A 25,325-nucleotide genomic window follows, 5' to 3' on the forward strand; every position below is an offset into this window, starting at 1 on the left:
TGCTTATCTGTGGAGTTGGCGGTGGCAGAACCGCTTGATAACTCGACATGTTCTCGATGTGGAAGAGGAGAAAAATCGTGAGCGACAACAGCAGTAAGTGGTACTACCAGCCGTCGACGGGCACGGTGTTTCAGGGGAAGAAAACCGGTTGGGACGACCGAATGGGCCCCTACGATTCCGAAGAGGAAGCCCGCGCTGCCATGGAAAAAGTCGCCGAGCGCAACAAGGCGGCCGACGACTGGGATGAAGAAGATGACGACTGGGGCGTAGCTGAGAAATAAGGCTTTGCCTTTAGGCCTTCTTGCCCTTCTTAATCTTCTTTTCCATCTTGCGGAAGGCCTTGAAAACCTTTGCCACGGCATCGTCGTACTCAGTCAGGGCCTTCAGACCGTCGTAGTACTCCATCTGGTAAAGCACGCCGTAGCCGAACGTGTCCCTGCCCGCACGGGAGGCACGCTTCGCGCGAGCCAGCACGAAGTCGCGCGCAGTACAGGTGTCCTGGAAGTCACCGAGAACCGACTGCAGGTTCTTGCAGGCAGCATAGAGCTTCTCGGTCGGCAGGTCCGCGTTCTGAGCAGCTTCCGCGCTGTAGCGGAGCTTCTTCGCAGCCTTGCGGACATCGTGGTAACGCTCGTCCAAATCTGCCTCTGGAAGGTCAGCATCCTCTCGGCCATCGAGTACCAGGTTGTGGCGACGACGGAACTTCGAAAACGCGCTGCGCAGGTGATCGAGCAGCACCGCAGTGGTGTCGAGTTCCTTCGGGGCCGCTACCTTCTCCGGTGCGGCCTTGTCTGAGGTTGTGGAAGCTGCTGCATCGGCGGCTGCAGTATCAGCCTCAGCCGCGACCTCGGAACCAGCTGCCGACGTATCCTCGGAGTCTGCGTTCTCCGCTCCGTCGACAAGCGAATCATCCTTCTTCTTAGACTTCTTTTCCCCAGCCTCGGCCTCGTCCGCATTTGCGGCAATTGGCGGATTGGCGAGGAACTCATCGAGATCGTCGAGAAGTTGCAGGTACTCGCCGGAATTCAGCGCGAGAATAACGCGGTGATGGGCGCGCTCGTAGTCCTTCTGGACATCCTCGACAAGGTTCGCGCGCAGCTCCTCGCCCAAAGCGGCGCTTTCGCGATTGGCCAGCAGCTCTTCCCAGCGCATAGCGACGACCTCAGCGTCACGAGCCACGCCGAGAACACCCGCCAGCTGCTTGAGGTTGCTTTCCAGCTCAGCGACCTTATCGCCCACAACAATGCCGTGGAAGGTCTGCATGTGACTGCGTAGCTCACGAGTGGCGACGCGCATCTGATGCACCGAGTCAAACTCATCGCGGCGTACCTTCGGGTCGTACTCGACCATCTTGGCCACGTTAGCGGCCAGCGCATCGACCACAGTGCGCCCCGGAGTGCCCTTCGGCAGCTTCGCTGGAACCGGCGGCAGGGGAGCGGAGTCGATGGAGTCACCCAACGCCGTCGCCAACTTCGAAGGGCTTTCCGACGGCACGGCGCCAGCCACCTCAGCGACCTTGGACATCGCTGCCATTACGGCCTTACCGTCCGGGTGATTTGCCCAATCCCCGAGCAGCTCAATCTCCCACTCACGCCAGGTAGTGGTTTCGCCGCCATCGAGGAAGGAAGTCGCCGTGACGTGATCATCCGCAAACTCCGCCATGGGCGTGCCATCGAGGGCAAACACCGTGGTGACGTGGCGCTCATTGTCTACCTGCGCGATTGGTTGCAGCGGGTGATTGCGCACAATTGCGCGCACGGGAGCAAGCAACTCGGTAGGCACGATGTAGTCAGCATCGCGGCCTTCACCGTTAACAGAGCCCTCTTCCAGGCCGACGCCATATTCGAGGCGACCGCCGGTACCCGGCGCCTTCAGATGCCACCCCTCATCGGGGCCGCCCGTTCGGCGACGCAGAGTGTGCTTGGACCGGGTCAGACGCAGGTCCGCCGTGTCCAGGTAAATCGCGGAGAGATTTCGCACCTCAGTGGTGGTGGAGCCAACCTGTGGAACGAAATCGAACGATGGGGCTACCACTTCTGGGGTAGCTGAGAACTTAGATTCCACCTCCAACGCCGCAGTTGGAGTTTTGGACTTAGAACCAGACTTAGATGCCATAACCACTAATTCTACCCCCGAATCGAAGAGCTAACCCGAAAAGTTCTGCGCCTCAGTAGGGAACTCGCGGGAGTGCACCTGGTCGACATACTGCTTCGCTCCCTTGGTCAGCATCTCGCCGACCTCTTCGAACACCGAACTAAACGACGGCCTGCGGCCATCGGCCGGAACTGCAAAGGCATCCTGCCAGACGAGAACCTGGCCATCGCACTGGTTACCAGCGCCAATGCCACAGGTTGGGATGGATAGCTCGCGGGTAATCTCGGTGGCCAGATCCGCAGGCACCATCTCAAGGACCACGGCCGCGGCACCAGCATCGGCTACCGCATGGGCGTCGGCACGCAGCTGTTCCGCCCCCGCACCGCGCCCCTGTACCTTGAATCCGGACAGCGCGTTGACGGACTGCGGGGTGAAACCGATGTGCGCCATGACCGGAATGCCGGCGTTGACCAGCGCACGGATGCGCGGAGCGATACGAACGCCACCTTCGATCTTGATCATGTGTGCGCCGGTTTCGCGCATCATCTTCGCGGCGGACAGCACGGCCTGCTCATCGGAGGCCTCGTAAGTGCCGAAGGGTAGATCGGCAACAACAAGTGCGTTGCCAGCGCCCCGGACGACACCGCGCGCAAGCGGGATCATTTCTTCCAGCGAGATCTCGGTGGTGGTGTCGTAGCCGTAGACAACGTTTGCTGCAGAGTCGCCGACCAACAGCAGCTCGACACCGGCGGCGGAAAAAGCGCGCGCGGTGGAGTAGTCGTAGCAAGTCAGCATTGCCCAGGGGCGAGACTCAGCCTTCCATTCGGCCAGATTATTCAGACGAATCTTTTTTCCGCTCATGTCAATAGAGCATGCCATAGTCACCCGCAATTCGAGGCCACGAGGGCAGCGGTTATGACACGGGCGCGGCAGTTGGCTAGCCACGCCGGATGGTCAAAATGTGTACCGCGAATCCGGGCACCTGGGTAACGTTGGAAAGTATGAACAGTCAGCAGGAATTCGTCCTCCGCGCAATCGAAGAGCAAGATATCCGTTATATCCGCCTCTGGTTTACCGATATTTTGGGGTATCTGAAATCCGTTGCCGTCGCACCGGCTGAGCTCGAGGGTTCTTTCGAAGAGGGCATCGGTTTCGATGGCTCCGCGGTAGAGGGCTTTTCCCGCGTCTCCGAGGCTGACACCATTGCGCAGCCGGATCCCTCGACGTTCCAGGTCATGCCGCGCCTACATAAAGAAGACACAATCACGTCCGCGCGCATGTTCTGCGACATTGTCATGCCCGACGGGCAGCCGTCGTGGGCAGATCCACGCCAGGTGCTGCGCCGCCAGATTAAGGCGCTTGCCGACGAGGGCTTCCACGCGTTCATCCACCCGGAGATTGAGTTTTTCCTCGTAGAGAGTCTGGCTACTGATGGAAAGCCGCCGGTGCCAACGGACAATGGCGGTTACTTTGACCAGGCGGTCTACGACCGCGCACCGCGCTTTCGCCAAGAAGCGATCACGGTGTTGGAAGACATGGGAATCCCTGTGGAGTTCTCCCATCACGAAAACGCGCCGGGCCAGCAGGAAATCGATCTGCGCTACGCTGACCCGCTGACTATGGCGGATAACGTGATGTCTTTCCGCTACATCATTAAGCAGATTGCAATGAAAAATGGTGTGCAGGCGACATTCATGCCGAAACCTTTCCAGGATTTGCCGGGCAATGGCATGCACACTCATATTTCCCTCTTTGAAGGGGACACTAATGCATTCCACGACCCGGATGATGAAAACCAGCTCTCCGACACCGCAAAGGGTTTCATTGCCGGCATTCTGACTCACGCCAGCGAAATTTCCGCTGTGACCAATCAGTGGGTCAACTCCTACAAGCGCACGGCATTTGGCGATGAGGCTCCGACGTCCGCGACATGGGGCATGGCCAACCGCTCGGCTCTCGTGCGTGTGCCCATGTACTCACCGGGTAAGGCACATTCGCGCCGGGTGGAAATTCGTTCCTTGGACTCGGCCTGTAACCCGTATCTTGCTTACTCGGTGATTTTGGCCGCTGGTTTGAAGGGAATTAAGGAGGGTTACCAGCTTCCGGAGCAGGCAGAGGACAACATCTCCGAGTTGACCAAGCGGGAACGACGTGCGATGGGCTACCGCGATTTGCCGACATCCCTGGAGGTGGCGCTGCAGGAGATGGAACGCTCCGATCTGGTGGCCGATGCTCTCGGTGACCATGTCTACGAGTTCTTCCTGCTCAATAAGTGGCGCGAGTGGCGCGAGTTCCAGCGTCAGGTGACGCAGTGGGAGCTGCGCACAACTCTGGATTACTAGTTTCCCCGTACCGCCCCCCTTCCTTTTTCGTCTTTAATTTGTTTTTTTGGGTGACCAGTTTCAATGGTGATGAATCGACCTCGCACATCTCGCCAATCAGTGCCGCGGCCCGCAGCGCTGGGCTTGCGTAACGACGATCGGACGCGGGCTGACCTGGAAGATTTGGGGTGGTACAACGAGGAGTCCCTACATCTGTTGTGGGGTCTTGCCGGAGCCAGCGACCCCAAGCTGGCGCTTATGGCGCTAGTGCGGCTGAAAGGCGCTCTCGACGAGCTGGAGCAGCAGGGAAAGCTGGAGAACTGGGCCACCTGGTCCGGTCTCGATGAAGCCATGCGCGAGCAGGTGCCGCTACGTACGCGTATGTTTGCGCTGCTCGGCGGCTCGAGTGCACTGGGCGATCACCTGGTTGCACACCCAGAAAAGTGGGTTCTGCTCCAAGCTGAGTTTCCAACTGAGGCAGACATGTTCCGCGAGATGCTCTCCAGCGTCGGGGCTGTGCCCGAGGTCATCGAACTCACTGATGAGGCCAGTCTGGAAAAGCAGGAGGATCCCGAGTATCGCAACCCCGTCGTTGCGCCCGCCACGCTTGAAGGCCCCGGTTTGTACCGTGCGAAGCTAACCGGCCGTGAGGCCGAAGTTGCGATGCAGTGCGCCTACCGCGACTTGATCATGCGTATTGCGTGCTACGACTTGGCTGGCACGTACCCACGGGGTCCTCGCCGTCCGGGACAGCCACAAGTCCCATTCCGTCAGGTCTCGGAGGCGCTTAGCGATTTGGCGGATGCGGCGTTGACGGCTGCGCTCTCTGTCGCGGTGCAACAGGTCTTTCCTTCGTCGCCGGTCTCAACACGCCTGGCCGTAATCGCCATGGGTAAGTGCGGTGCGGAAGAGCTGAACTACATCTCCGATGTGGATGTCATATTCGTCGCAGAGCCGGCGGATGCCCGAGCCACCCGTTTGGCCAGCGAATTTATCCGGATTTCTTGTCACTGCTTCTTTGAGGTCGACGCGAATCTCCGCCCGGAGGGCAAGTCGGGTGCACTCGTACGCACCGTGGATTCCCACGTCGCCTACTACAAACGTTGGGCCGAAACCTGGGAGTTCCAGGCGTTACTGAAGGCGCGTCCGATGACGGGCGATGTCGAGCTGGGCCGTGAATACATCGATGCTCTGGCCCCGATGGTGTGGACCGCCTCTCAGCGGGAATCCTTCGTCGATGATGTTCAGCGCATGCGCGCCCGCGTGGTCCAAAACGTCCCCGAAGAGCTTCGCTACCGAGAGCTCAAACTCGGTCGCGGTGGTCTGCGGGATGTCGAGTTCGCGGTGCAGCTGCTGCAGCTGGTTCACGGTCGCTATGACGATAGCCTCCGCGTGCTGCCAACTGTGATGGCACTCGACGCACTTGTCGAGGCTGGCTATATCGGTCGCGAAGACGGTGCCGCGCTGATTAACGCCTACGAGTTCGTCCGTCTGCTGGAGCACCGCCTGCAGCTGCAAAAGATGCGGCGGACGCATTTGTTGCCTGCCGACGACGACACCGAAGCTCTTCAGTGGCTCGGTCGCGCCTCTGGCATCGTCGGTGAGGGCGGCACCGATGCCAGCAAACCGCTGGCCAAGCAGGTTCGACTGGCCAGCTCACAGATCCGCTCCCTGCACAACAAGCTTTTCTACCGTCCACTGCTGAACTCCGTGGTGGAGCAGGACATTGGAACCCTGCAGCTATCGGCCGATGCGGCAAAGCGCCAGCTGGCCGCGCTGGGCTATCAGTACCCGGATCGCGCCTACGAGCATCTTTCTGCGCTGGCGGCGGGCACCTCGCGCAAGTCGCGTATTCAGGCGATGCTGCTACCGACGCTGATGGAGTGGCTATCGTCGACGCCAGACCCCGACGCGGGTCTGCTCAATTATCGCAAGCTCTCTGAGAAGCTCCACGACGAAACGTGGTTCCTGCGTACGCTGCGCGATGAGGGCGTCGTCGGCCAACGGCTGATGCGTGTGCTCGGTTCTTCGCCGTACGCGTCTGATCTGATTATGAGTGCGCCGGACGTAATTAAACGGTTCGGCGACGGTGCATCTGGGCCGAAGCTTCTGAATACCGACTCCGATGCAGTCGGGCGTGCGCTGGTCGCAGCGGCTGCCCGACACAACAGTCCAGCTAAGGCCATTGGTGTGGCACGTGCGTTGCGCCGTGCAGAGCTCGCGCGAATTGCCTCCGCGGATCTTTTCGGACTGATGGATGTGCAAGAGGTCTGTCACTCTCTGTCGATGGTGTGGGACAACGTGCTCGAAGCTGCCCTGGCCGCCGAAATCCGTGCGTGGTCGCTGGAGCATCCTGACTCGGAGGTCCCGGGCGTTATCTCCGTAATCGGTATGGGGCGACTCGGCGGTGCTGAACTGGGCTACGGCTCCGATGCCGACGTGATGTTCATCTGTGAACCCCGCAAGGACGCCGATGGAGCGCCGCTTGTCGACGATTCCGAGGCGGTCAAGTGGGCAACCAGGATTTGTGACTCGTTGCGTCGTCGGCTGGCAAAGCCAAGCCAGGACCCGCCATTGGAGGTCGACGTGGACCTGCGCCCAGAAGGACGCTCGGGCCCGATTGTCAGGACCCTGGATTCCTATGTGACCTACTACGAGCGCTGGGGTGAAACCTGGGAGATTCAGGCACTGCTACGGGCTACCTGGATTGCCGGCGACAAAGACCTGGGCACCCGCTTCCTTAAGGCCATCGATCCGCTGAGGTACCCACAGGGCGGAGCTGATGCTAAGATGGTCCGCGATGTCCGTCGTATGAAGGCGCGTGTTGATTCCGAGCGGCTGCCTCGCGGAGCTGATCGGCGTACCCACACCAAACTCGGTTCCGGTGCACTGACCGATATTGAATGGACTGTGCAGCTGCTAACCATGCTGCATGCCCACGAGGTGCCGGAGTTGCACAACACGTCGACACTGGAGTGTCTGGAAGTGCTGAAAGACCGCGGAATTCTAGATGCGGAGGATACCGACGCACTTCGGGATGCCTGGTTGATGGCGACGAATGCTCGTAACGCGCTGGTGCTCACCCGTGGTAAGCGCACGGATCAGCTGCCACAGCCGGGGCGTCAGTTGACTCAGGTCGCCGGTGCGGCGGGGTGGGAGGCATCGGATTCCAACGGTTTTATTGAGCACTATTTGCGTCTAACTCGTCACTCCAGCCGTGTCGTCAATCGTGTGTTTTGGGGTGAGGAGAACCCCGACCACGAGTAGACCGGACAGAGGTCTGCCGAACTTCGATGAAAGGCTGAATATGTGGCAGCGGGGTGCAGCCTTTGTCTTAGCACGGCGACCGGGCATAATGGTGGGCTATGGAACGCAACGTCGATTACTCGGTACGCCCTAGGTATGAGGATTTCATCCTCAACCTCGATGGCACTGACCTGCGTTTTTTATTGAGCCGCACGTGCCCAGCAGCTGACACCTCAGCTGCTGGGCAAGAGGCGGTGGAATTGCTGATGTCACAGGATTCAGCGCATACAGCGCTGTCTTTTTGTGATCCCGATGTTCTCGATGTGGCTCACTTAGTTCATGTCCTGGAGGATTCCGCATCGCTGGATACCCTCACGGAAGTGGCTTATTGGGCATCGGATGCGGACGTGATGGCGCACGATACGCCGAAGGGTGTGGACCGCAAGCGTCGTCGCGTCGGCAAGCAGCAGCTTGAGCATGTGCTACGCCGTGGCCAGCGTCAGGGGCTCGTGTGGGAGGAGCCGGCGGGCGTGTGGCATGTGCCGCCGCATATTTCGGAGGTGTTCCCGGCGGAACCGAGCCTCAGCTTCCGCGTCGCCGACTTGGTGGCGAATATGCCAGCGGATGTGCTGAGTCGCCGTATGGAGCGCATGGGGCTGGAGCCGGATAACGCGCCGGGAGAGGGCACATCGCGAGCCCTGAACGCCAGCGATTTAACGGTGCGGAATGTGCAGGCTCGCCAGGTGGAGCACATTGCAGGCTTCCTCTGCGATCCGGTGAAGGTGCGGGCTCTGGTGATGACAGCTCCGGTGGATATTCGCAATGAGCTGCGCTGGATGGCAACCGACGAGAAGTACTTGCCCTCCCATATGTGGTCTGAACTACGTGCCGACGCGGTGCGCTGGGCCGAAGAGCGTCTGCTGCTGACTGTGCTAGAAGAACCGGCGATGCCGACATTTGAGCAAGAATCGGAAGCACGCAACGAATCGACAGTGGTTGCCCGCCTGGTGGGCGCAGTCGCGTTGGCGCTCAAGGGCGACATGTGGTCGATTCGTAAGCCGCATCCGACGGAGTCTTTCCCGGCAACGCTGGAGTCAAAGGAATTGACCGAAGCTTCGGTGGCTGCGGTGGCGTTTGCTTCGGCGTTTATGGATGCTGCGGGCAGCGGCGACGGGCGCCTGAAGGACCCGTTGCACATGTATGAGGAATCGAGCCTGCTGTGGATTCAGGACTTCGCAGCGTCAATAGGGGCGAGTGCTTTCGCGGCGCCCTGGATTGTGGAGATGCTGGTCAACGCGGGATTGATTCACGCTGACAGCGGGCATCCGACGCCGCGCGCACTGCAGTACTGGTACAACGCTGATGCCTCGACCCGATGGGCGTATCTCGCGGCGGGCTTCCTCGTTGGTCGCGGTCCGTGGCACGGCGAGTTTCCGTGGGTGACCATGGGTGTCGATGATCTGTCGCATGCCACCCTTGCCTACGGCTACCCGTATGCCGCGCGTGAAGTAGTGTCACTGGCCGCGCAGCTGGAGGAAGATCAGAAGTTCTATGGCTGCTGCGTCGAAGGGCATATGGCTTGGAATGTCGACAACCTCTGCGCTCGCAATGGCGCCGATGGGGAAGCGATGGTCGGTTGGCTGCTGGAGCAGGCCGGCATCTTGGGCATTCTCTATCATGGGCACGCCTCCTGGCAGGCCATGGCTATCATGTATGCCTTGCACGACATTTGGCTGACTGATCAGCACGTCGGTGCTCAGCGCATGGCCGAACTCATCGCTGAGTATGCCGCTGGCCAGGTGCCGACGGCGGAGGCAGTCCAGATTGCCCGCCTGTTCAAGGGTGCCGCACCTAACGAGCGCCTGGCTGCCACATTGGATGGCGTCGCCAGCAACCAGGTTGCCCTCGCGTTGGACTTCATCGGCGACCGCGAAACCTGCGCGGAAACCTCCCGCTGGATTATTTCCGAGGAGAGCCTGCGTCGCGCTTGCCTCGCGGTTGACGGCGACGTCGATGTCCTGTTTTCCCAGCTGGGGCCACTGGTCAATAGTTCTATGAAGCTGGTCATCTACGCCGAGCTAGTCCGCATTACCAAGACCGAGAAGCTGCAGGAAATGTATGAGCGTGAGGCCGTAGCACCAACGCCTTCGCTTGACGACGTCCCGGAGAACGCAGCCTCCGAAACTGACACCGGTGAGCGCGTTTCCCATGGTGCTCAGACCGATGGCAGCGAACGCACGGCGGATAGCGGCCGCGCAGACTCCTCTGGGCGATCGGAGGACTCGGATGACTCGGAGGGACTGGAAGGACCAGAGCAGCTTTCGCTGTTCTAGCCGCTCCGTCTCTCGACTTCCTGTAGTTCCTACTCCGTAGGTTCCAGCTCAAAACGGCTCTGCTGGGCGACAAAGCGTGCCGCCGCACGCTTTGCCACCAGCAGGCCAACGAAACCAATCACCCACACACCGACGACAGCCAACCAGCCAATGCGGAAGGTCTCCCAGGTGTAATTTCCATCGGGAGCTGCAATATCCAGCAGGAAGCCGACACCTTGTGCAGCGAGCATGGTGGCCACAAAACCGCCCATATTCGCCAACCCAGTGCCGGTGGCGAGTACCTTGCGATCGACCTCTTCGCGCACTGAGTCAAAGCCGAAGTTGGACATTGCACCAAGACCGGCCATTAGGATGTTGACTACGATAATTGCCCAGTACGCTGGTGGGTTGCTCGGTGCCAGGAACACAATCCAGACGGCCATGTTGATAAACGCGATTGCGACAACAACCTTGATACGGTCGCGGCCGGTGCGTGCCGAGACCATGCCCATCAACGGCCCGGCGATAATTACTGACAGCGTGTTAACGACCAGCACCACACTGGCCTCGGAGGGCTTAAGACCCATACCTAGCATCATCAGAGGCATGCCCCACAGCAATGTGAAGATGCACTGATGCATCAAACCAGTCCAGTGAGTGAAGAAACCCTGCCAGCACACCGGGTGAGTGGTCACAATCTTCAGAGTCTGGCCGATAGTTAGTTTCTCATCGGCTGCGGCAGAGGCTCCGCCATCGGCAGCCGTTTTCGCGGCCTTCTCGGCGGCGCGGCGTTTACGAAGTGACATCTTGGCTGTGGAGGAGTTCTCCGGGACGTCGGCAAGCGCGATCATGCCTACGATAGCGATGAGAAGACCCGCGGTGCTCAGCGACAAGAACGCGGGCACCCACCCCGCGGCGTGCAGAATCGCGAGGAACGGGACCGCAGAGATGAACTGGCCGAGCTGGCCAAGACCAGCCGTGAGCTGCGTGAACAGCGGAGTGACGCGCAGTGGGAACCACGCGGGAAGCAGCCGCATAGCACCGAGGAATGCCGTGGCATCGCCGGCGCCGATGAACACACGAGCAATGACAGCCAGCGGATACGATGTCGTGAACGCAATGATGACCTGGCCCAGTGCCATGATCAGTGCGCCCACGACCATCGTTTTCTTGGCGCCGACGCGGTCAATGATGATGCCCGTCGGAATCTGCGCCAGGGCGTAGACGCCAACCTGCACGGCGGTGAACAGCGCGAGTTGGGAGGCGTTGATATGGAAGCGATCGAGCGCCTCGACGCCAGCGACACCCATGGAGGTGCGGCCGACGATGGCAACGATGTAGGTAATCAGCGCCGCCAGCCAGACGGCAATCGCGCGACCAGTGACATGCTCGCGCGGGTCCTTTGCCACTGCGGTGGCGAGCTGATCTGTTGATGAAATCTGATCTTTACCGTTACGCTGCTTTACCACTCGCCACATTGTAGACCCCATCAACCAACCGGCCTGAAGAGGGGTCGCACCGGGGTCTAGATGGCCCCGATCATGCCTGCGGCAAACTACCTTTGTGCCTTAGCCAGAACTTCCTTCACGAAGTCCGCGACCACCAGCCGTGAGACCTTGAAATCAATTACGGCAACGGAAGCCTCATCGGAGTTGGAAACGTCATGGAAGTAGGCGTCGAGTTGGGTAAAGTCCTCAGGTTTGCCGACACTGAAACCGTGAGCGCCATAGGCACGTCCGACTGCGGCGAAGTCGTAGTCGGCAATCTCCATGGACGAGGTGTCCAACCCGACATCGCCAAACTGGTGCAGCTCCGCGCCATAGGCAGCATCGTTAATGAACACCACGCAACCGCCACGACCACGCCGCAGCTGCTCAATCGCCGCAGGTAAATCCGCAATACCCATCGTGCCGCCCCCGTCACCGGCGACTAGCACGCAATAGTCCTCGGGCCGTGCTGCCGCGAGGCCGACAAGTGACCCCATGCCCAAACCAATTGACTGAATCGCCGTGCCCACAATCACTTGCTGCTGCGGACCAGGCACATCGAGATATTTCGGAACCCACCCCAGGAAATGGCCACCGTCGGTACACACAGCGCGCTCATTGGGCAGGATACGATTCAGATACTGCAGGCACGCCCGCGGATCCAACCGGCCATCCGCGCACGTCAGTGATTCGACCTCCGCTGTCGTCGGCAGTGTCTTCAACTCCGCACGCCATATGCTTGACGACGCCCCCCGGGACTTCTCCAGCTGCTCTGCCAGTACGGGCAGAAGTTCCTCCAACTTAGCCAATAGCGGTGTCACCGACGGCTGAGCAGCGGGATGGGGCTCGTCGACAACCTGGATAATCTTCGCGTCCGGTGCAAACATGTTGCCGCCACGGTTTTGGAAAGCGTTGAAGCTTGCTCCTAGGAACAGCACCACATCGGCCTGTCGAGCTAGCTCCACCTGCCACGCATGCGCAAAACCGCCCACGGTGCCAATCTGCCACGGACTGGAAAGCACATGACGAGCCATCGCTGAGTGCATAAACAGTGCCCCTGCACTGTCCCCGATGCGACGGACTAGGTCTGCGGTATCAGAGAGCAACACACCTCTACCAGCAATAATGAGTGGGCGACGGGCAGTCTGCAGTTCCTCAGCCAGCGACGCGACAGTTGACTCCAACCATTCTGGTCGGCCGGTGTGCAGATGCTCCTGATTAGCAGACTTTGTTTCAGACGCAGATGCCGTTATCGGTGCTTCTTGGATGTCATAGGGGAGCAGCAGCACGACAGGCTGCCGAGAGCTCAGTGCGTGCTGGACCGCAAAGTTTGCGTCGTCAAGCGCGGACTCGGGAGTGGCGGTGCGATGACAGACGTCGAGGGCGTCGAGGAGCGCCGCCTGATTGAGGTCAAAGGGACGTGGGCGTTCCGGGTGCGTGCCGACGACAAAAATTAGCGGAATACGGGCTACTCGAGCCTCGGCCAGAGTGGTTAGCGCATTGGTGAATCCTGCGCCGCAAGTGGCGGTCGCGATAGCAAGCCCACCGCCTGCGCGGTGGAAGGCATCGGCGGCCCCGACAGCAGCCGATTCGTGTCGGACGGAGGAGTAGCCGAATCCCGATTCAGTAAGGGCTGACGTGAAGTGGGAGTTCGCGTTGCCGATGAGACCGAAGCAGTGGTCGCAGTGCTGGGCCAGTGTGTCGGCCAGCGCCCGCGAGACCGTGGTGGTCTTTTGGGAACCTTCCAGCGGGGAAGATGCGGGCGCGTGGGGCATAGGACGGCTATTAACTCGAGTGAAACTCATGTGAACAATTGTGAGGTAATCACGGGGGTAATAACAGCCCTATAGCCCAAGATAATGCCGTTTGCCCTTAAAAAAGAGGGCACTATTCCACATCGCTGCTGCGCGGATGGGGGGGGGAGGTTGGGCTATGCCCGGTTTTAAGCCACGTTGTCGTCGATGAACTTCTTCACCACATCGACATCATTCGGCAGCTCGGTAACGCGGCGCGGGGCATTCATGATGTCCGCGAAACGCTCCGGGCAGTCCGGCTCGCGTCCGGTGGCCTCCAGGATGGTCTCGGAGAACTTTACCGGCAGAGCGGTCTCCAGGCAGACAATTGGGGTGGATACCTGGTCTACCAGGCCGCGGGCGACGTGGATGCCGTCAGCGGTGTGCGGATCGACCATGACCTCTAGGCGGTCCCAGCAGTCCTTGATGGTCTCGACGCGGTCAGCGTGAGTCGAGCGACCGGAGAGGAAACCGTACTGGGCAGAAGCTTCCGGGAAGATCGGATCAGCAGTAAGAGAGAAGCCGCCCTCCTTGACCTTGACACCAAAGAGGTCTGCAGTGCGCTCAGCATCGCGCCCCAGCAGATCGAAGATGAAACGCTCGAAGTTAGACGCGCGGGAGATATCCATCGATGGGGAAGAGGTAGCCTGAGTCTCCGCAGCGCTGCGCACGCGGTAGGCACCCGTGCGGAAGAACTCATCCAAGACATCGTTTTCATTGGTAGCCACAATCAGGCGGTCAATTGGCACACCCATCTGGCGCGCAATATGGCCGGCGCAAATATCACCGAAGTTGCCGGTCGGCACACTGAAGCTGACCTTCTGCGCGTTGTTCGCCTCAGCACCGTTGCCGCCAGTGACACGAATCCACGAGGAGACGTAGTACACGATCTGAGCCATCAGGCGAGCCCAGTTGATGGAGTTGACTGCGCCAATGTGGCGGCTGGCCTTGTACTCCAAGTCACCGGAGACCGCCTTAACGATGTCCTGGCAATCGTCGAAGACACCGTCGAGGGCGACGTTGTGAATGTTGGCATCCTGCAGACCAAACATCTGAGCCTGCTGGAACGCGGTCATTCGACCAGCCGGAGTTAGCATGAACACGCTGATTCCCTCACGGCCGCGCATTGCATACTCGGCCGAGGAACCCGTGTCACCAGAGGTGGCGCCGAGGATGTTCAGGGTCTCGCCACGACGAGCCAGCTCATACTCGAAGAACTCACCGAGCAGCTGCATCGCCATATCCTTGAATGCCGCTGTGGGGCCCATGGACAAGTGACCGATGTAGAGCTGATCTTCCAGCTTCGTCACCGGCACAATATCCGGATCGGAGAACTTCGGGTAGGTGTACGCCCGTGCACAGATACCGCGCAAATCCTCCAGTGGAATGTCGTCCACAAAAAGGCTGACGACCTCTGCAGCCAAGGCTGCGTAACCGTCGTCGACAAGCACGGAGCGCCAACGCGTCAAAGTGGCATCGTCAACCTGTGGGTACTCGACCGGCAGGTAGAGGCCACCGTCGTTAGCGAGACCTCCCAGGAGAATGTCTGAGAACTTGTGCGGCGTGCGCTCTGGGTCGCGAGTCGAAATGAAGTCCAAGGCGGGCCCCTTACATGTATGCCAACACCCGCCGCATCGGCCCATAAGAAGGCCTTTTGAAAGATTGCGACGGGGTTGACCGGTGGATGTTTTCTTTAATTTTTACATATGCACCGAAGCCAGTTAGGCCTCGGTTGTGGAAGATGCGGAATTGGTCTCTTCAGCGTCGAAGCTGAGCTCTTCGGAACGGTCGATGACATCATCCTTGGCAAAGCGGTTAACAATCATGGCAATTGCACCGTCACCAGTGACATTACATGCGGTACCGAAGGAGTCGATGGCGATGTAGGCGGCAATCATCAAAGCGACCTGCTCCTGATCGAAGCCGAGCATGGACTGCAGCACTCCGACCGCGGCCATAATTGCGCCACCCGGAACGCCCGGAGCCGCGATCATGGTGATACCCAAAGTGAGAATGAAGCCGATGGCCATGCCCGGCGAAAGCGGCTTGTCCGCCATAAACATCACAGCAAACGCGAACAGGGTGATCTTCATCATCGAACCGGCCAGGTGGATGGTCGCGCACAGCGGCACGGTAAAGCCTGCGACCTTCTCCGAGACACCATTCTTCAGCGCGGCCTTGTAAGTCACCGGAATGGTAGCGGCCGAGGAGGAGGTACCGAGTGCGGTGGCGTAAGCCGGCAGCATGTTCTTCAGGGACGTCCACGGGCTGCGGCCAGCGATGGCGCCAGCGATGGAGAACTGGATTGCCAACAGGAGCACGGTGCCGATGACTGCCAGCAGCAGCACCTTGAAGAACATCGACAGCGTCGTGGTCAGGTTGCCGTTCATGCCCATAGACAGGAACATGCCGAAGATGTAAATCGGCAGCAGTGGGATGATAAATGCCGAGATGATCTTCATAATCACGTCGCGCAGCTGCGTCGCACCGCGGTAGAGCGAGTCCGACTTCACGGTGGTCATCGCCACACCGACCGTGAAAGCCAGCAGCAGGGCGGTCATGACGTCAAACGGTGGTGGCATCTCTACATTGAAGAAGCTCTCCAGCGCGCCCTCATCAATATCCACCGATGTGCCGGCCTGATCAGCGCCGAGCAGCCAAGGGTAGAGCCCCTGGGTGGCGGCGTAGGCCAATAGACCCGAAAACACCGTCGAGCCGTAGGCGATAGCAGTGGTAATACCCAGCCACTTTCCGGCGCCGCGGCCCAGGCTAGCAATCGCCGGCGTGATGAGGGCAAAAATCAGCACCGGGATAAAGAAGCCCAGGAAGTTACCAAAGAGGCCATTGAAAGTGACAAAAATTCGAGCCAGCCAGTCCGGGAAGAAAAAGCTGCAGACAATGCCCAGAATAATCGCGACAATAACGCGGAAAAGGAGCGTTTGCGTAAAACGCATTCGGGTACTCATAGTCAATCCTTGTTCGGATGGAATTTACTTCTCTAGCGTGCGGTATTTACGTTATGCAACGCAAATAACCGGGTGTGGTTTTACGCCTTTTCGGCTACCTCTTCTGCAACGGTCTCGTCGGCAAGCACACTCGCCGGGCGATTTGCGCGCTGCTTTCGCGTGACGACGTCAATTGCGTATCCGATCACCGTCGCTGCCAGAGTCGGCAGGAACCATCCGAACTCGATGCTCTGACCAGGTACGAGACTGAGGAAGTCCGCCAAAGCAGAACCACCGACACCCAAACCGGAGAGTACTGAGATACCCGACCAGATGGTGGCAACCCAGACGCCCAGGCGGTAGGTGTAATGCAGCTTGAAGGAGTAGGAAATGACCGGGTCGAGAAGAGTCAGTGCAATCAGAGTGATAGCCGGCGGGTAAATAAAGGTGATGATCGGCGCGGCAATCGCCAGTACCTGAGACAGCCCCTGTGTTGCCATTACGAAGGACATGACCGTGAAGATAATGGCCCAGGCCTTGTAACTGATGCCCGGAAGCAGCAGGTTGAAGAACTCACTGGTGGCGGCAATTAGGCCGACAGCCGTGGTCATACATGCGAGCAGAACGATGAGGCCGAAGACAATCTGTCCGACCTGGCCCATGGCCAGCTTGGAAGCCTCTGCGAGAATGCCCGAGCCGTTATCGAAGGAGGCGGCATTCGGCAGCACCTGGCCGACATAGCCCAGACCCAAGTAGATGATGGCGAGCAAAATGCCGGCGAACAGTCCTGCGGTCATGGTTCCGCGAACCATGCGCTTGCCTTCTGGGACACCGCTGACGCGCAGGGCGGAAATCACAATAATGCCGAATGCCAGGCCGGCGATGGAGTCCATGGTGAGGTAGCCCTCGACCAGGCCGGAGGCAAATGGGGTAGAGGAGTACTTCTCAATTGGCGCAGCCGGAGCGGCATCGAATTTGAATGCCGACATTCCAACCAATACAACCAAGAGAATCAGCAAAGCCGGGGTGAGAATCTTGCCCAGTTTGGACACAATTTCATTCGGATTCCACGCAAGTGCTAAGGCGATACCGAAGAAAACAAAGTAGAAGGCCGCAGCGACGGCCAGTGAATCACTGCCGAAAATCGGCTGGACACCGGTTTCGTACGACACGGCACCGGTACGCGGCAGAGCGTAGAAAGCACCGATGGAAAGGTATGCGATTACCGGGAAGCCCAGGGAAAAGATGCGGCCCGCGCGGAACGCTAGGTCACGCAGGTTGTTGCCTGAAATGGCGATGGCGATGATGGCCAGAACTGGCAACGCCACACCGGTGAGCAGGAAGCCGGTGATTGAGGGGCCAAAATTGGTACCGGAATCCACTCCGAGCTTCGGCGGGAAGATGAGGTTGCCCGCGCCGAAGAACATCGAAAACAGCATGAGAGCTGTAACAACGATAATGGAAGCGAAAGACTTCGGGGACTCCACTCCGCTCGACTTGGTCATGAGAATTGTGTTCTTTCTAAATTAGTGTCGCCCGTAAGGTCAAGGGCGATGCTGCAAGCTGCTGTGGCGATGCCATTGTTGCCGGTGCTGCGGTGGCGCAAACGCCCGTTACAGCAGCGCAATTGCAGTTCGTGTGCCCATGTAGATGAAAGGCCACGATGTCGAAAACTGACACTCTTAATGTGAAATTGTGAATTTTCACGGGCTGGGTGGAGCCTGATGCGTGAATTAAGTTGCGGCTTGTATGATCCGTCTTTATTTGAATTATTAAGGGGCTTCGACGGCGTTGGTGGTGCCGACGAAGGCACTCTATTTATCCTAATGGGGCGTTCGAGAGAGGGAAAATCAAGAAATTTCCCAGAAAATTTGCTGCCTGTGATGGGGCAGCGAACATAAGAGAAAGAGCCTGGCGCACACGTTTACGCTGACAGCGTGTGTACGCCAGGCTTAGTGCTAATTCCGTCGCTCTACAGCAGATCCTTCACCTTCGGATCCACCAGCGCGGTCACTGCGGCCTTCGCATCGGCCGCAGTTTCGGCATCGACAGCGTATGCTGCCATCTGCTGGCAGGTAGCGCGGTCGTGGAGGCGGAGAGCGGCGCGGACGGCCGGCACCTTCTTGGAAGCCATGGACAGCGAGCTCACGCCGAGGCCCACCAGGACCAGTGCCAGCAGCGGGTCACCGCCGGCTTCACCGCAGACACTAATGGGCTTGCCGGTAGCATTGCCGCCCTTGCATGCGGACTTAATCATTTGCAGCACAGCCGGCTGCCATGGAGATAGGAGATCCGCCAGAGCCCCCTGCATACGGTCGGCCGCCATAGTGTACTGCGACAAGTCGTTAGTACCAATGGAGGCAAAGTCCACAATGGACAGCAGCTGCTTCGCACGAATCGCTGCTGCGGGGACCTCAATCATGATGCCGACCTTCGGCAGGCCACGCTCACGCGCTTTGTCCGCAAACCACTTTGTTTCTTCGACCGTTGCGATCATCGGAGCCATAACCCGTAGGTCAGCCTTGCGCCCGGTGGCGTCAAACGCAGCGGCGAGTGCATCCAGCTGCGTATCCAGCAAATCTTCCCGAGCCTGCGACAGGCGCAGTCCGCGGCGACCCAGCGCCGGGTTTTCTTCCTCGCCTAGGTCGGCAAAGCTCAGCGGCTTATCCGCACCCGCATCCAGCGTGCGCACAACCACGCGTCGCTCACCGAATGCCTTCAGCACACGAGTGTAGGTTTCCGTTTGTTCCTCCAAACTCGGAGCCTTGTCGCGGTCGAGGAAAAGGAACTCAGTACGGAACAGGCCGGTGCCCTCATTATCTTGCGCTGCTGCAGACTCACCATCTTCCGCCGTACCAATGTTGGCCAGCAGATTCACGGGGTACCCATCAGCGGTCTTGCCTGCGCCCACAGACTGCGCCAGGGCTGCTTCCCGGCGTCGAGCGCGCTCTTCCAACGCGGCGACCTCATCGGCGGTCGGATTCGCAATCACCTCACCGGCGCCGCCGTCAATGGCGACGAAGGTTCCGGCCTCAAGCTCCATGACGCCCTTCGCCTTAACGACGGCTGGAATGCCCAGCTGTGCTGCGAGGATAGCCGTGTGACTGGTCGGCCCGCCACCAGCGGTGGCAATGCCTACGACCAACTCGGGGTCAAGACCCACGGTTTCGGCGGGCGCGAGATCGTCGGCAAGCAGAATAGTTGGGGTGGAGACATCCGGGACGCCCGGTTTTGGCAGGCCACGCAGCTCGCAAATTGTGCGGTCGCGAACATCGTAGAGGTCGGTGACACGTTCAGCCATGTAGCCACCGAGACTGGTTAGGAGCTGCGCGTAGTCCTCAACGGCATCGTGAACGGCCTGGGTGACGCCGGAGCCTGCCTTGAGTTTCTTCACCACGGCCTTGGCGAGCGCCCTATCGGAAGCCAGTTGCGCAGTGGCCTCCAGAATCGGACGTGCCTGCGGGCTGGAGTGCTCAGCCTGCTTCTTCAGCGACTCTGCGACGTTGGCCATCGCCGCGCGGACGCGCTCACCATCGGCGATGGGATCGGTCGACGACGGTTCTTGAGTGTCAACTCCCGGAGCGGGGAGTACCTTTACTACTTCAGCGCTGGCCGTACCGGTCGAGACACCGATGCCATAGATGACAGTGTGCTGCTCGTTCATTGCTTCCGATCTCCTTTTCGGGACCTCTGCGGGGATACTCGTCGGTCGTGGTGTGCCGTGGTGTTATCCAGGAGCGTTCTAGCTGGGCTTACTCGGCATCCAGGTCGCGTTCGAGCATGGCTGCAAGCTCGTCCAGAGCTGCAGCTGCGGAGTCGTCCTCGCAGCTCAGCGTGACTTCGTCGCCGTGCTTAGCGCCGAGGGTCATGACCTCCAGGATCGAGGCGGCATCGGCCTCTTCGTCGTCAAGGGAAATGACAATGTCGTAGTCGTACTCAGCAGCAGCTTGAGTGAACAGGGAAGCCGGGCGAGCGTGCAGGCCTACGGAGGAACCGATGGTAGCGGTACGAGTAATCATGGTTGAATCCTTTCGGGTCGAATATGTGAAATTTTCTGACTCAGGCACAGTGCCTGTACATCCCACCGCGGGTGCGCCGCCCGCTGGTGCTTGCTTAGCATCAACGTCGCGCACGCTCCGGGAAACCCTGGAGGCGGTGGGAGATACAGCCGCTGCCTGCACAATGCGTGCAATGTGCAGGGTGAGGTAGGAAACTTCGTCTTCCGTCAACCCCGACCCCAGACGCAGTTCAATGACTGCGGAGATACGCTGTGCGCAGCGAAACGCCTCTGGGGCGGAGTCACGGATGGCCTGGCCAATAGCGGAGGAGTGATCTTTCAACTGCTCATGCTTGGCAATCCGGACGAACAGGTAGCGCAGGTGTGTGATGAAGCGCCCCACATTGACAGTCTCTGGCTCCAGCGTGATGCCAAAATCACTTTCAATGATTGTGAGCAGCTGCTGCAGGACGCCCGTCATGGTGTAGGTGAAGCTCAAATCACCCGTAGAAAAACCAGCATTGACCAGGTGCAACGTAATAGCCACTGCTTCGGAACGGGGCAATGGTGCTATACGACGGTCATTGAGAGCGCGATTGATATGCGACAAAATCGCCTGCGCCTGCGCGTATTCTTCACTATAAAGTTGGCTGACCTCCGCGAGCAGCGGGTAATCGGCTCGCTGCCCGTTAGCTGCCCTCATGATGGCGAAACCAATGTGATCGGCTAACGCCACAAGGAGGGAAGCGTTCTTCGTCATCGATTCCGGCAGGCCGGCTGCGGTTACCGCATCGGTCACAAGAGTCATGTGAGCCAGCGGAATTTCTGTGAGCATCGTGGCAATATGGTCCGGATCACGGCCTTCCGCTGGGACAAAGATGCGAACAACTTTGCTCGAATCAACCGGCTGCCCCGGGCGGGCCTTGAAGCCAATGCCGCGGCCGGTGATGATTTTCTCGCCGGTCGCGTCCTTGGCCAGGACCACGTTGTTATTGAATACTCTCAGGATTTCCATGTCGGTAACCGTGAACTCCTCCATAAGTTGAGGGATTTCAGGCCGGTATGCCTTCTAGAAATCAATTATGGCTGAACTTCGATGACCGTGTCGCCGGCTTGGACGGAGATGCCGGTGACCGGGGAAACCTTGGTCAGCTTCTTGGTATTGGTGATGGTCATCAGTGTCGTGGTTGGGTAGCCAGCTTCCTTGACCTTGTCGAAATCGACTTCGGCAAGAACATCGCCGGCCTCGACGTGCTGCTTCTTGGAAACCTGGACATCGAAGCCTTCACCGGCCATCTTGACCGTGTCGATACCGACGTGGACGAGTACCTCTACACCGTCATCGGTCTTAATACCGAAGGCGTGACCGGTCTTTGCCACAGTCATCAACGTGCCCGATACGGGTGCGACCACGGTAGAACTGGTCGGCTTGATACCGACACCGTCACCGAGAGCACCGGAGGCAAAGACCGCGTCGCCGGCCTCGGCAAGGCTGACAACCTCACCGGCAACCGGGGCCTGCACCTGTACAGGCTTGGTATCAACGGCAGTTGCGACACCACCGGCGCCAGCTGCCGCAGCAGCCGGTGCGGCAGCCTCGGCGTTGGTACCAGCGTCACCGGAAGCCTCAGCTGGAGCCGAATCGGAGCCACTGGTGGCAGCGTGTGGGGTGGCGTCGCTGGGTTCGTCGTCAAGCTCTGCGGCGCGTGCGGCCTCGGCCTCAGCCTTCTCTTCCGGCGTGCGGTAGTCGGTGAGAATGATGGCGAACATGGCGACGAAGAATGCCACGGCGACGGAAATCAGGTAGACCCACATCGGTTTGAACACGACAGTGGTGATGAGGGAGGTGAAGACGAAGGCGTTGGTTGTCACACCACCGAACGGAGCCGACAGGATGGCGATAGTCAGACCGCCGGCGAAACAGCCGAGCAGCATGCGTGGGTAGATCCGCTTGAAGCGCAGGTGAATACCGTAGAGGGACGGCTCGGAGATACCACCGAAGAGACCGGCAGCGAGTGCACCCGTTGCAGTTTGGCGCATCTGAGTGTCGTGGTCGCGCATGGAAAGAACCAGCACACCGGCAGTTGCTCCGAAGCAGGCGAAGTTCCAGGCACCCATCGGGCCTTGGATGAAGTCGTAGCCGAGAGTCTGGATATTGACCAGCATCAGCGCATTCAGTGGCCAGTGCAGGCCAAGCGGTACGAGGAACGGGTAGAGCATCGGGATGAGAATTGCGAACACAAACGGTGCGTTCGAGTTCATCCATGCCAGGCCGGAGCCGATGCCGTTACCAAGCCAGATGCCCAGCGGGCCGATGAGGAAGGCCGTTAGCGGAATCATGATCAGCATGGAGATAAACGGCACGAAGACCATCTGCACATTCTCCGGGAAGATCTTCTTCAAACCGTGGTAGACCACTGCCAGGATGGCGACCATGATCAGCGGTACAAAGACCTGTCCGCCGTAGTCATTGAGCTGCATTGGCAGGCCGAAGATGTTGGCGGTGAAAGTTTCGGTACCGAGTTCCTCGTTGACTGTCTTGATGGTGTCCGAGAAGCGATCGGTATCCTGCAGACTCATAAACTCCGGCGTCATTAGGGCAGCCATGATGGCTGCGCCCAGCCATGGATCTACCCGCAGCTTCTTCGCTGCGTTGTAGGCGACCATGATTGGCAGGAAGTAGAAGACGCTGCGCCACATGGCATCGACGAAAATCCAGGTGGCGGACTTATCCTCAGCGCGGAAGTCGACGATGTTCAGGCCGTCGAGTACAGCCGCAATCGCGATAATCAGCGATGCACCCAACAGCACGCCCAGGATTGGGCGGAACGAATCGGAGAGGTACTCGAAGAAGTTGTCCAACCAGGAGTACTTGCCGCGTGCCTTCGAGCGAGCTTCTGCCTTAACGTCTGCGTCGGACTTAGTGGCGACTGCGCCGGCGCCCTTCATTTCCGGTAGATGCTTAATTGCCGTGTACATCGATTCGACGCCACCGCCACAGATGACCTGGTAGCGGTTATCGCCCTGGTGAACGACACCGAGTACGCCCGGCACCTTGTCAATCTTGTCCTCGTTAATCTTGGAGACATCACCGAGTTCAAAACGCAGACGCGTCGCACAGTGCGTCATGCTTGTGATGTTTCCGGGTCCACCGAGGTTTTCAACTATTGCCCTCGCGCTGGAATCTTTTGACGACCCCATCGTGACCTTCCTTCACAGTAAGCAGGGCCGTTAAACGCAAAAAGACCCGAGGCACCACAAACTGTGAGCCTCAGGTCTTGCCTCAAAAGAGTAACAACCCTGGGTTGATATCTATTAACTTCGACCCTACTCCGCTTTACATAGTTTTGACAAGGTAGTAATTCAAGCTCAAATTTCATATTTGGGGATAGCCTGGATTGTCTGTGGACAACCGCATGCAACCTATTTCGCGCTCAGTGCGGAAGTCGTAAGGTGGCAGCTATGAGGATTGGAGTTTTAGGTGTAGGAGCTGTCGGCGGCTGGTTTGGCGGTCGCCTCGTGCAAGCGGGTTATGATGTCGTCTTTCTCGCCCGCGGCGAGACCCTGACACGTCTTCGTGAGGTGGGGCTCACGCTTATCGACGAGCACGGGGAACGCAGCATTATCCCCGTCAAAGCAGCCGACAATTGGGGTGAACTCACTGCCGATGGCGTCGACGTCGATGTTGTGATTGCGGCAACCAAGGCGCTGCCGGGCAACGATCCTTTCCCGCAAGTTCCGGCTGGTGCAGCAGTGGTGACCACCCATAACTCGGTGGAAATCCCTTATTTGGCAGCGGGGCGGTTCGGTGAGGACAAGGTGTTCCCGGGTGTTATCCGCGGTTTCTTTATCCACACTGGCCCGGCAGAAGTCACCTTCCGACCAGGACCGATGAGCCTGAACATCGGCACATTCGATGACTCCACTAATGACCTGGTCGGGGCAGTTATCGAGGCATTGCACATGGCTGGGCTCGGTGGCGAACAGCTCCCGGATATCTGGGTCGATATCTGGGCAAAAGCGATGTTCGTGGCTAACCTCGGTGCCCTAGGTGCCCTGGCTGATAGTCCGATTGGTTACTTGCGTTCGGAAATGCGCGACAGCTTGACGCGGATGTTTGAAGAAACCGAGGCAGTCGGTCGAGCCTGCGGCGTTGCGCTGCCAGAGGACATCGTGTCGCGGACCTTGGCCTTTACTGATGCTCAAGGGTACGACAACACCTCGTCGATGCAGCGCGACTACACCGCGGGACTTACCAATGAGCTCGATGCCCAGATTGGCGCAATCCGCCGGATGGGGCAGAAGGCGAAAGTGGAAACGCCGACGCTGGATCTGGTGTATGGCGCTCTGGTTGGGCGTCAACACAAGCATAAGAATTAAGAGCTGCGGTGCTCAGCTAAGTCAAACCGGAATTGGGGGATTGGAAAGACTGATGAAAATTGGATCGGACTACACGGAAAACAATGGGCTCATCATCGGTGAGGATGGATTGGCTCGACCGGCATGGGCTGCTCACAGTGAGCTGCTGAGAGAGTACTACGACACCGAGTGGGGGATGCCGGTGCGCGATGAGCAAGGACTATTCGAACGGCTCAGCCTGGAGGTATTTCAGGCGGGGTTGTCGTGGGAGACAGTGCTGAAGAAGCGGCCCGCGTTTCAGGAAGCCTTCGCGAACTTCGACCCCGATGCGGTTGCTGATTTCGATGACGAAGATGTCGAAAGATTGATGAATGATGAACGAATCATTCGGAATCACAGGAAGATTACCGCGGTAATCAATAACGCCGCGGCGACGATTGCTCTGCGTGAAAACGGCGGCTTAGCCGAGTTGATGTGGTCGTTTAAACCGGAGAAGTCTCCCGAGCCACGTTCAATCGAAGAGGTGCCCAGCTACTCCGAGGAGTCCAAGGCGCTTGCCAAGGCATTGAAGAAAGCTGGTTTTAAGTTCGTAGGCCCCACCACGGTCTTTGCATCAATGGCTGCCGTGGGGATTGTCGATATCAACATTGTTGGCGCACATCGGCGCGGTGCCTCTGGCGTTTTTGGCTAGGGGAAAGGGGGATTTAACTAGCTAGGGGGAAAGAAAAAGAGCGTGCCACCCGGCACGCTCAAAATCTTTCGGTTCGTGTA

16 protein-coding genes and 1 pseudogene are annotated in these 25,325 nt (G+C 59.0%); 6 read left to right on the top strand and 11 right to left on the bottom strand.

Translation table 11 applies throughout. The annotated features are described in order from the left end of the window. Nucleotides 1-77 precede the first annotated feature (77 nt). Nucleotides 78-281, top strand: coding sequence for an SPOR domain-containing protein (locus tag HMPREF2820_RS04610; RefSeq protein ID WP_016423068.1), 204 nt, complete (start codon nt 78-80; stop codon nt 279-281). 10 nt (nt 282-291) lie between these two features. On the opposite strand, the gene HMPREF2820_RS04615 is transcribed toward HMPREF2820_RS04610, so the two are convergent. Both HMPREF2820_RS04615 and panB read right to left on the bottom strand, forming a co-directional pair. Beyond that, nucleotides 292-2,115, bottom strand: coding sequence for a CYTH and CHAD domain-containing protein (locus tag HMPREF2820_RS04615; protein ID WP_070546228.1), 1,824 nt, complete (start codon nt 2,113-2,115; stop codon nt 292-294). 30 nt (nt 2,116-2,145) lie between these two features. Beyond that, nucleotides 2,146-2,955: a 3-methyl-2-oxobutanoate hydroxymethyltransferase gene (gene panB, locus HMPREF2820_RS04620; RefSeq protein ID WP_101687482.1), complete on the bottom strand. Its 810-nt coding sequence runs from the start codon at nt 2,953-2,955 to the stop codon at nt 2,146-2,148. 140 nt (nt 2,956-3,095) lie between these two features. Here panB and HMPREF2820_RS04625 point away from each other — a divergent pair, with 140 nt between their 5' ends. The 3 genes from HMPREF2820_RS04625 to HMPREF2820_RS04635 all read left to right on the top strand — a co-directional run bounded on the left by HMPREF2820_RS04625 (nt 3,096) and on the right by HMPREF2820_RS04635 (nt 9,994). After that, on the top strand, nt 3,096-4,436 hold the full coding sequence (locus tag HMPREF2820_RS04625) for a glutamine synthetase family protein (protein WP_005511085.1): 1,341 nt from the start codon (nt 3,096-3,098) through the stop codon (nt 4,434-4,436). A 63-nt stretch (nt 4,437-4,499) separates the two neighbouring features. Next, entirely contained in the window at nt 4,500-7,682 is a 3,183-nt protein-coding gene (locus HMPREF2820_RS04630; protein WP_070595652.1) for a bifunctional [glutamine synthetase] adenylyltransferase/[glutamine synthetase]-adenylyl-L-tyrosine phosphorylase, read from the top strand. 98 nt (nt 7,683-7,780) lie between these two features. Further along, a complete protein-coding gene (locus tag HMPREF2820_RS04635) occupies nt 7,781-9,994 on the top strand; it encodes a hypothetical protein (RefSeq protein ID WP_070603015.1) in 2,214 nt (737 codons plus the stop codon). Nucleotides 9,995-10,023: 29 nt separating this feature from the next. Here the strand turns inward: HMPREF2820_RS04635 and HMPREF2820_RS04640 are convergent, their stop codons facing one another. From HMPREF2820_RS04640 to HMPREF2820_RS04675, 9 genes and pseudogenes are all read right to left on the bottom strand, one after another. Next, nucleotides 10,024-11,451: an MFS transporter gene (locus tag HMPREF2820_RS04640; RefSeq protein WP_070603017.1), complete on the bottom strand. Its 1,428-nt coding sequence runs from the start codon at nt 11,449-11,451 to the stop codon at nt 10,024-10,026. Between the two features lie 77 nt (nt 11,452-11,528). After that, complete coding sequence (locus tag HMPREF2820_RS04645) at nt 11,529-13,265, bottom strand: thiamine pyrophosphate-binding protein (protein WP_246822217.1); 1,737 nt, start codon at nt 13,263-13,265, stop codon at nt 11,529-11,531. Between the two features lie 137 nt (nt 13,266-13,402). Then, complete coding sequence (gene thrC / locus HMPREF2820_RS04650; RefSeq protein WP_070603020.1) at nt 13,403-14,851, bottom strand: threonine synthase; 1,449 nt, start codon at nt 14,849-14,851, stop codon at nt 13,403-13,405. Nucleotides 14,852-14,974: 123 nt separating this feature from the next. Then, nucleotides 14,975-16,219: a dicarboxylate/amino acid:cation symporter gene (locus tag HMPREF2820_RS04655; RefSeq protein WP_070603023.1), complete on the bottom strand. Its 1,245-nt coding sequence runs from the start codon at nt 16,217-16,219 to the stop codon at nt 14,975-14,977. 80 nt (nt 16,220-16,299) lie between these two features. Further along, a complete protein-coding gene (brnQ, locus tag HMPREF2820_RS04660; protein WP_069359208.1) occupies nt 16,300-17,703 on the bottom strand; it encodes a branched-chain amino acid transport system II carrier protein in 1,404 nt (467 codons plus the stop codon). A gap of 467 nt (nt 17,704-18,170) precedes the next feature. Beyond that, nucleotides 18,171-19,862: a phosphoenolpyruvate--protein phosphotransferase gene (gene ptsP, locus HMPREF2820_RS04665; RefSeq protein WP_070603027.1), complete on the bottom strand. Its 1,692-nt coding sequence runs from the start codon at nt 19,860-19,862 to the stop codon at nt 18,171-18,173. 88 nt (nt 19,863-19,950) lie between these two features. Continuing rightward, nucleotides 19,951-20,217, bottom strand: a complete 267-nt coding sequence (locus HMPREF2820_RS11030; RefSeq protein ID WP_224433282.1) for an HPr family phosphocarrier protein — start codon at nt 20,215-20,217, stop codon at nt 19,951-19,953. A 177-nt stretch (nt 20,218-20,394) separates the two neighbouring features. Next, a pseudogene (locus HMPREF2820_RS11035) lies at nt 20,395-21,234 on the bottom strand (PRD domain-containing protein); the annotation flags it as partial. Between the two features lie 41 nt (nt 21,235-21,275). Next, complete coding sequence (locus tag HMPREF2820_RS04675) at nt 21,276-23,396, bottom strand: glucose PTS transporter subunit IIA (protein ID WP_049189584.1); 2,121 nt, start codon at nt 23,394-23,396, stop codon at nt 21,276-21,278. Nucleotides 23,397-23,657: 261 nt separating this feature from the next. On the opposite strand from HMPREF2820_RS04675, the gene HMPREF2820_RS04680 reads away from it, so the two are divergent. Both HMPREF2820_RS04680 and HMPREF2820_RS04685 read left to right on the top strand, forming a co-directional pair. Further along, a complete protein-coding gene (locus tag HMPREF2820_RS04680; RefSeq protein ID WP_049189583.1) occupies nt 23,658-24,575 on the top strand; it encodes a 2-dehydropantoate 2-reductase in 918 nt (305 codons plus the stop codon). Nucleotides 24,576-24,627: 52 nt separating this feature from the next. Then, nucleotides 24,628-25,245: a DNA-3-methyladenine glycosylase I gene (locus tag HMPREF2820_RS04685; protein WP_049189582.1), complete on the top strand. Its 618-nt coding sequence runs from the start codon at nt 24,628-24,630 to the stop codon at nt 25,243-25,245. Nucleotides 25,246-25,325 lie beyond the last annotated feature (80 nt).

The organism is Corynebacterium sp. HMSC064E08 (assembly GCF_001811805.1).
In the GTDB taxonomy this organism is placed as follows: Bacteria; Actinomycetota; Actinomycetes; order Mycobacteriales; family Mycobacteriaceae; genus Corynebacterium; species Corynebacterium jeikeium_D.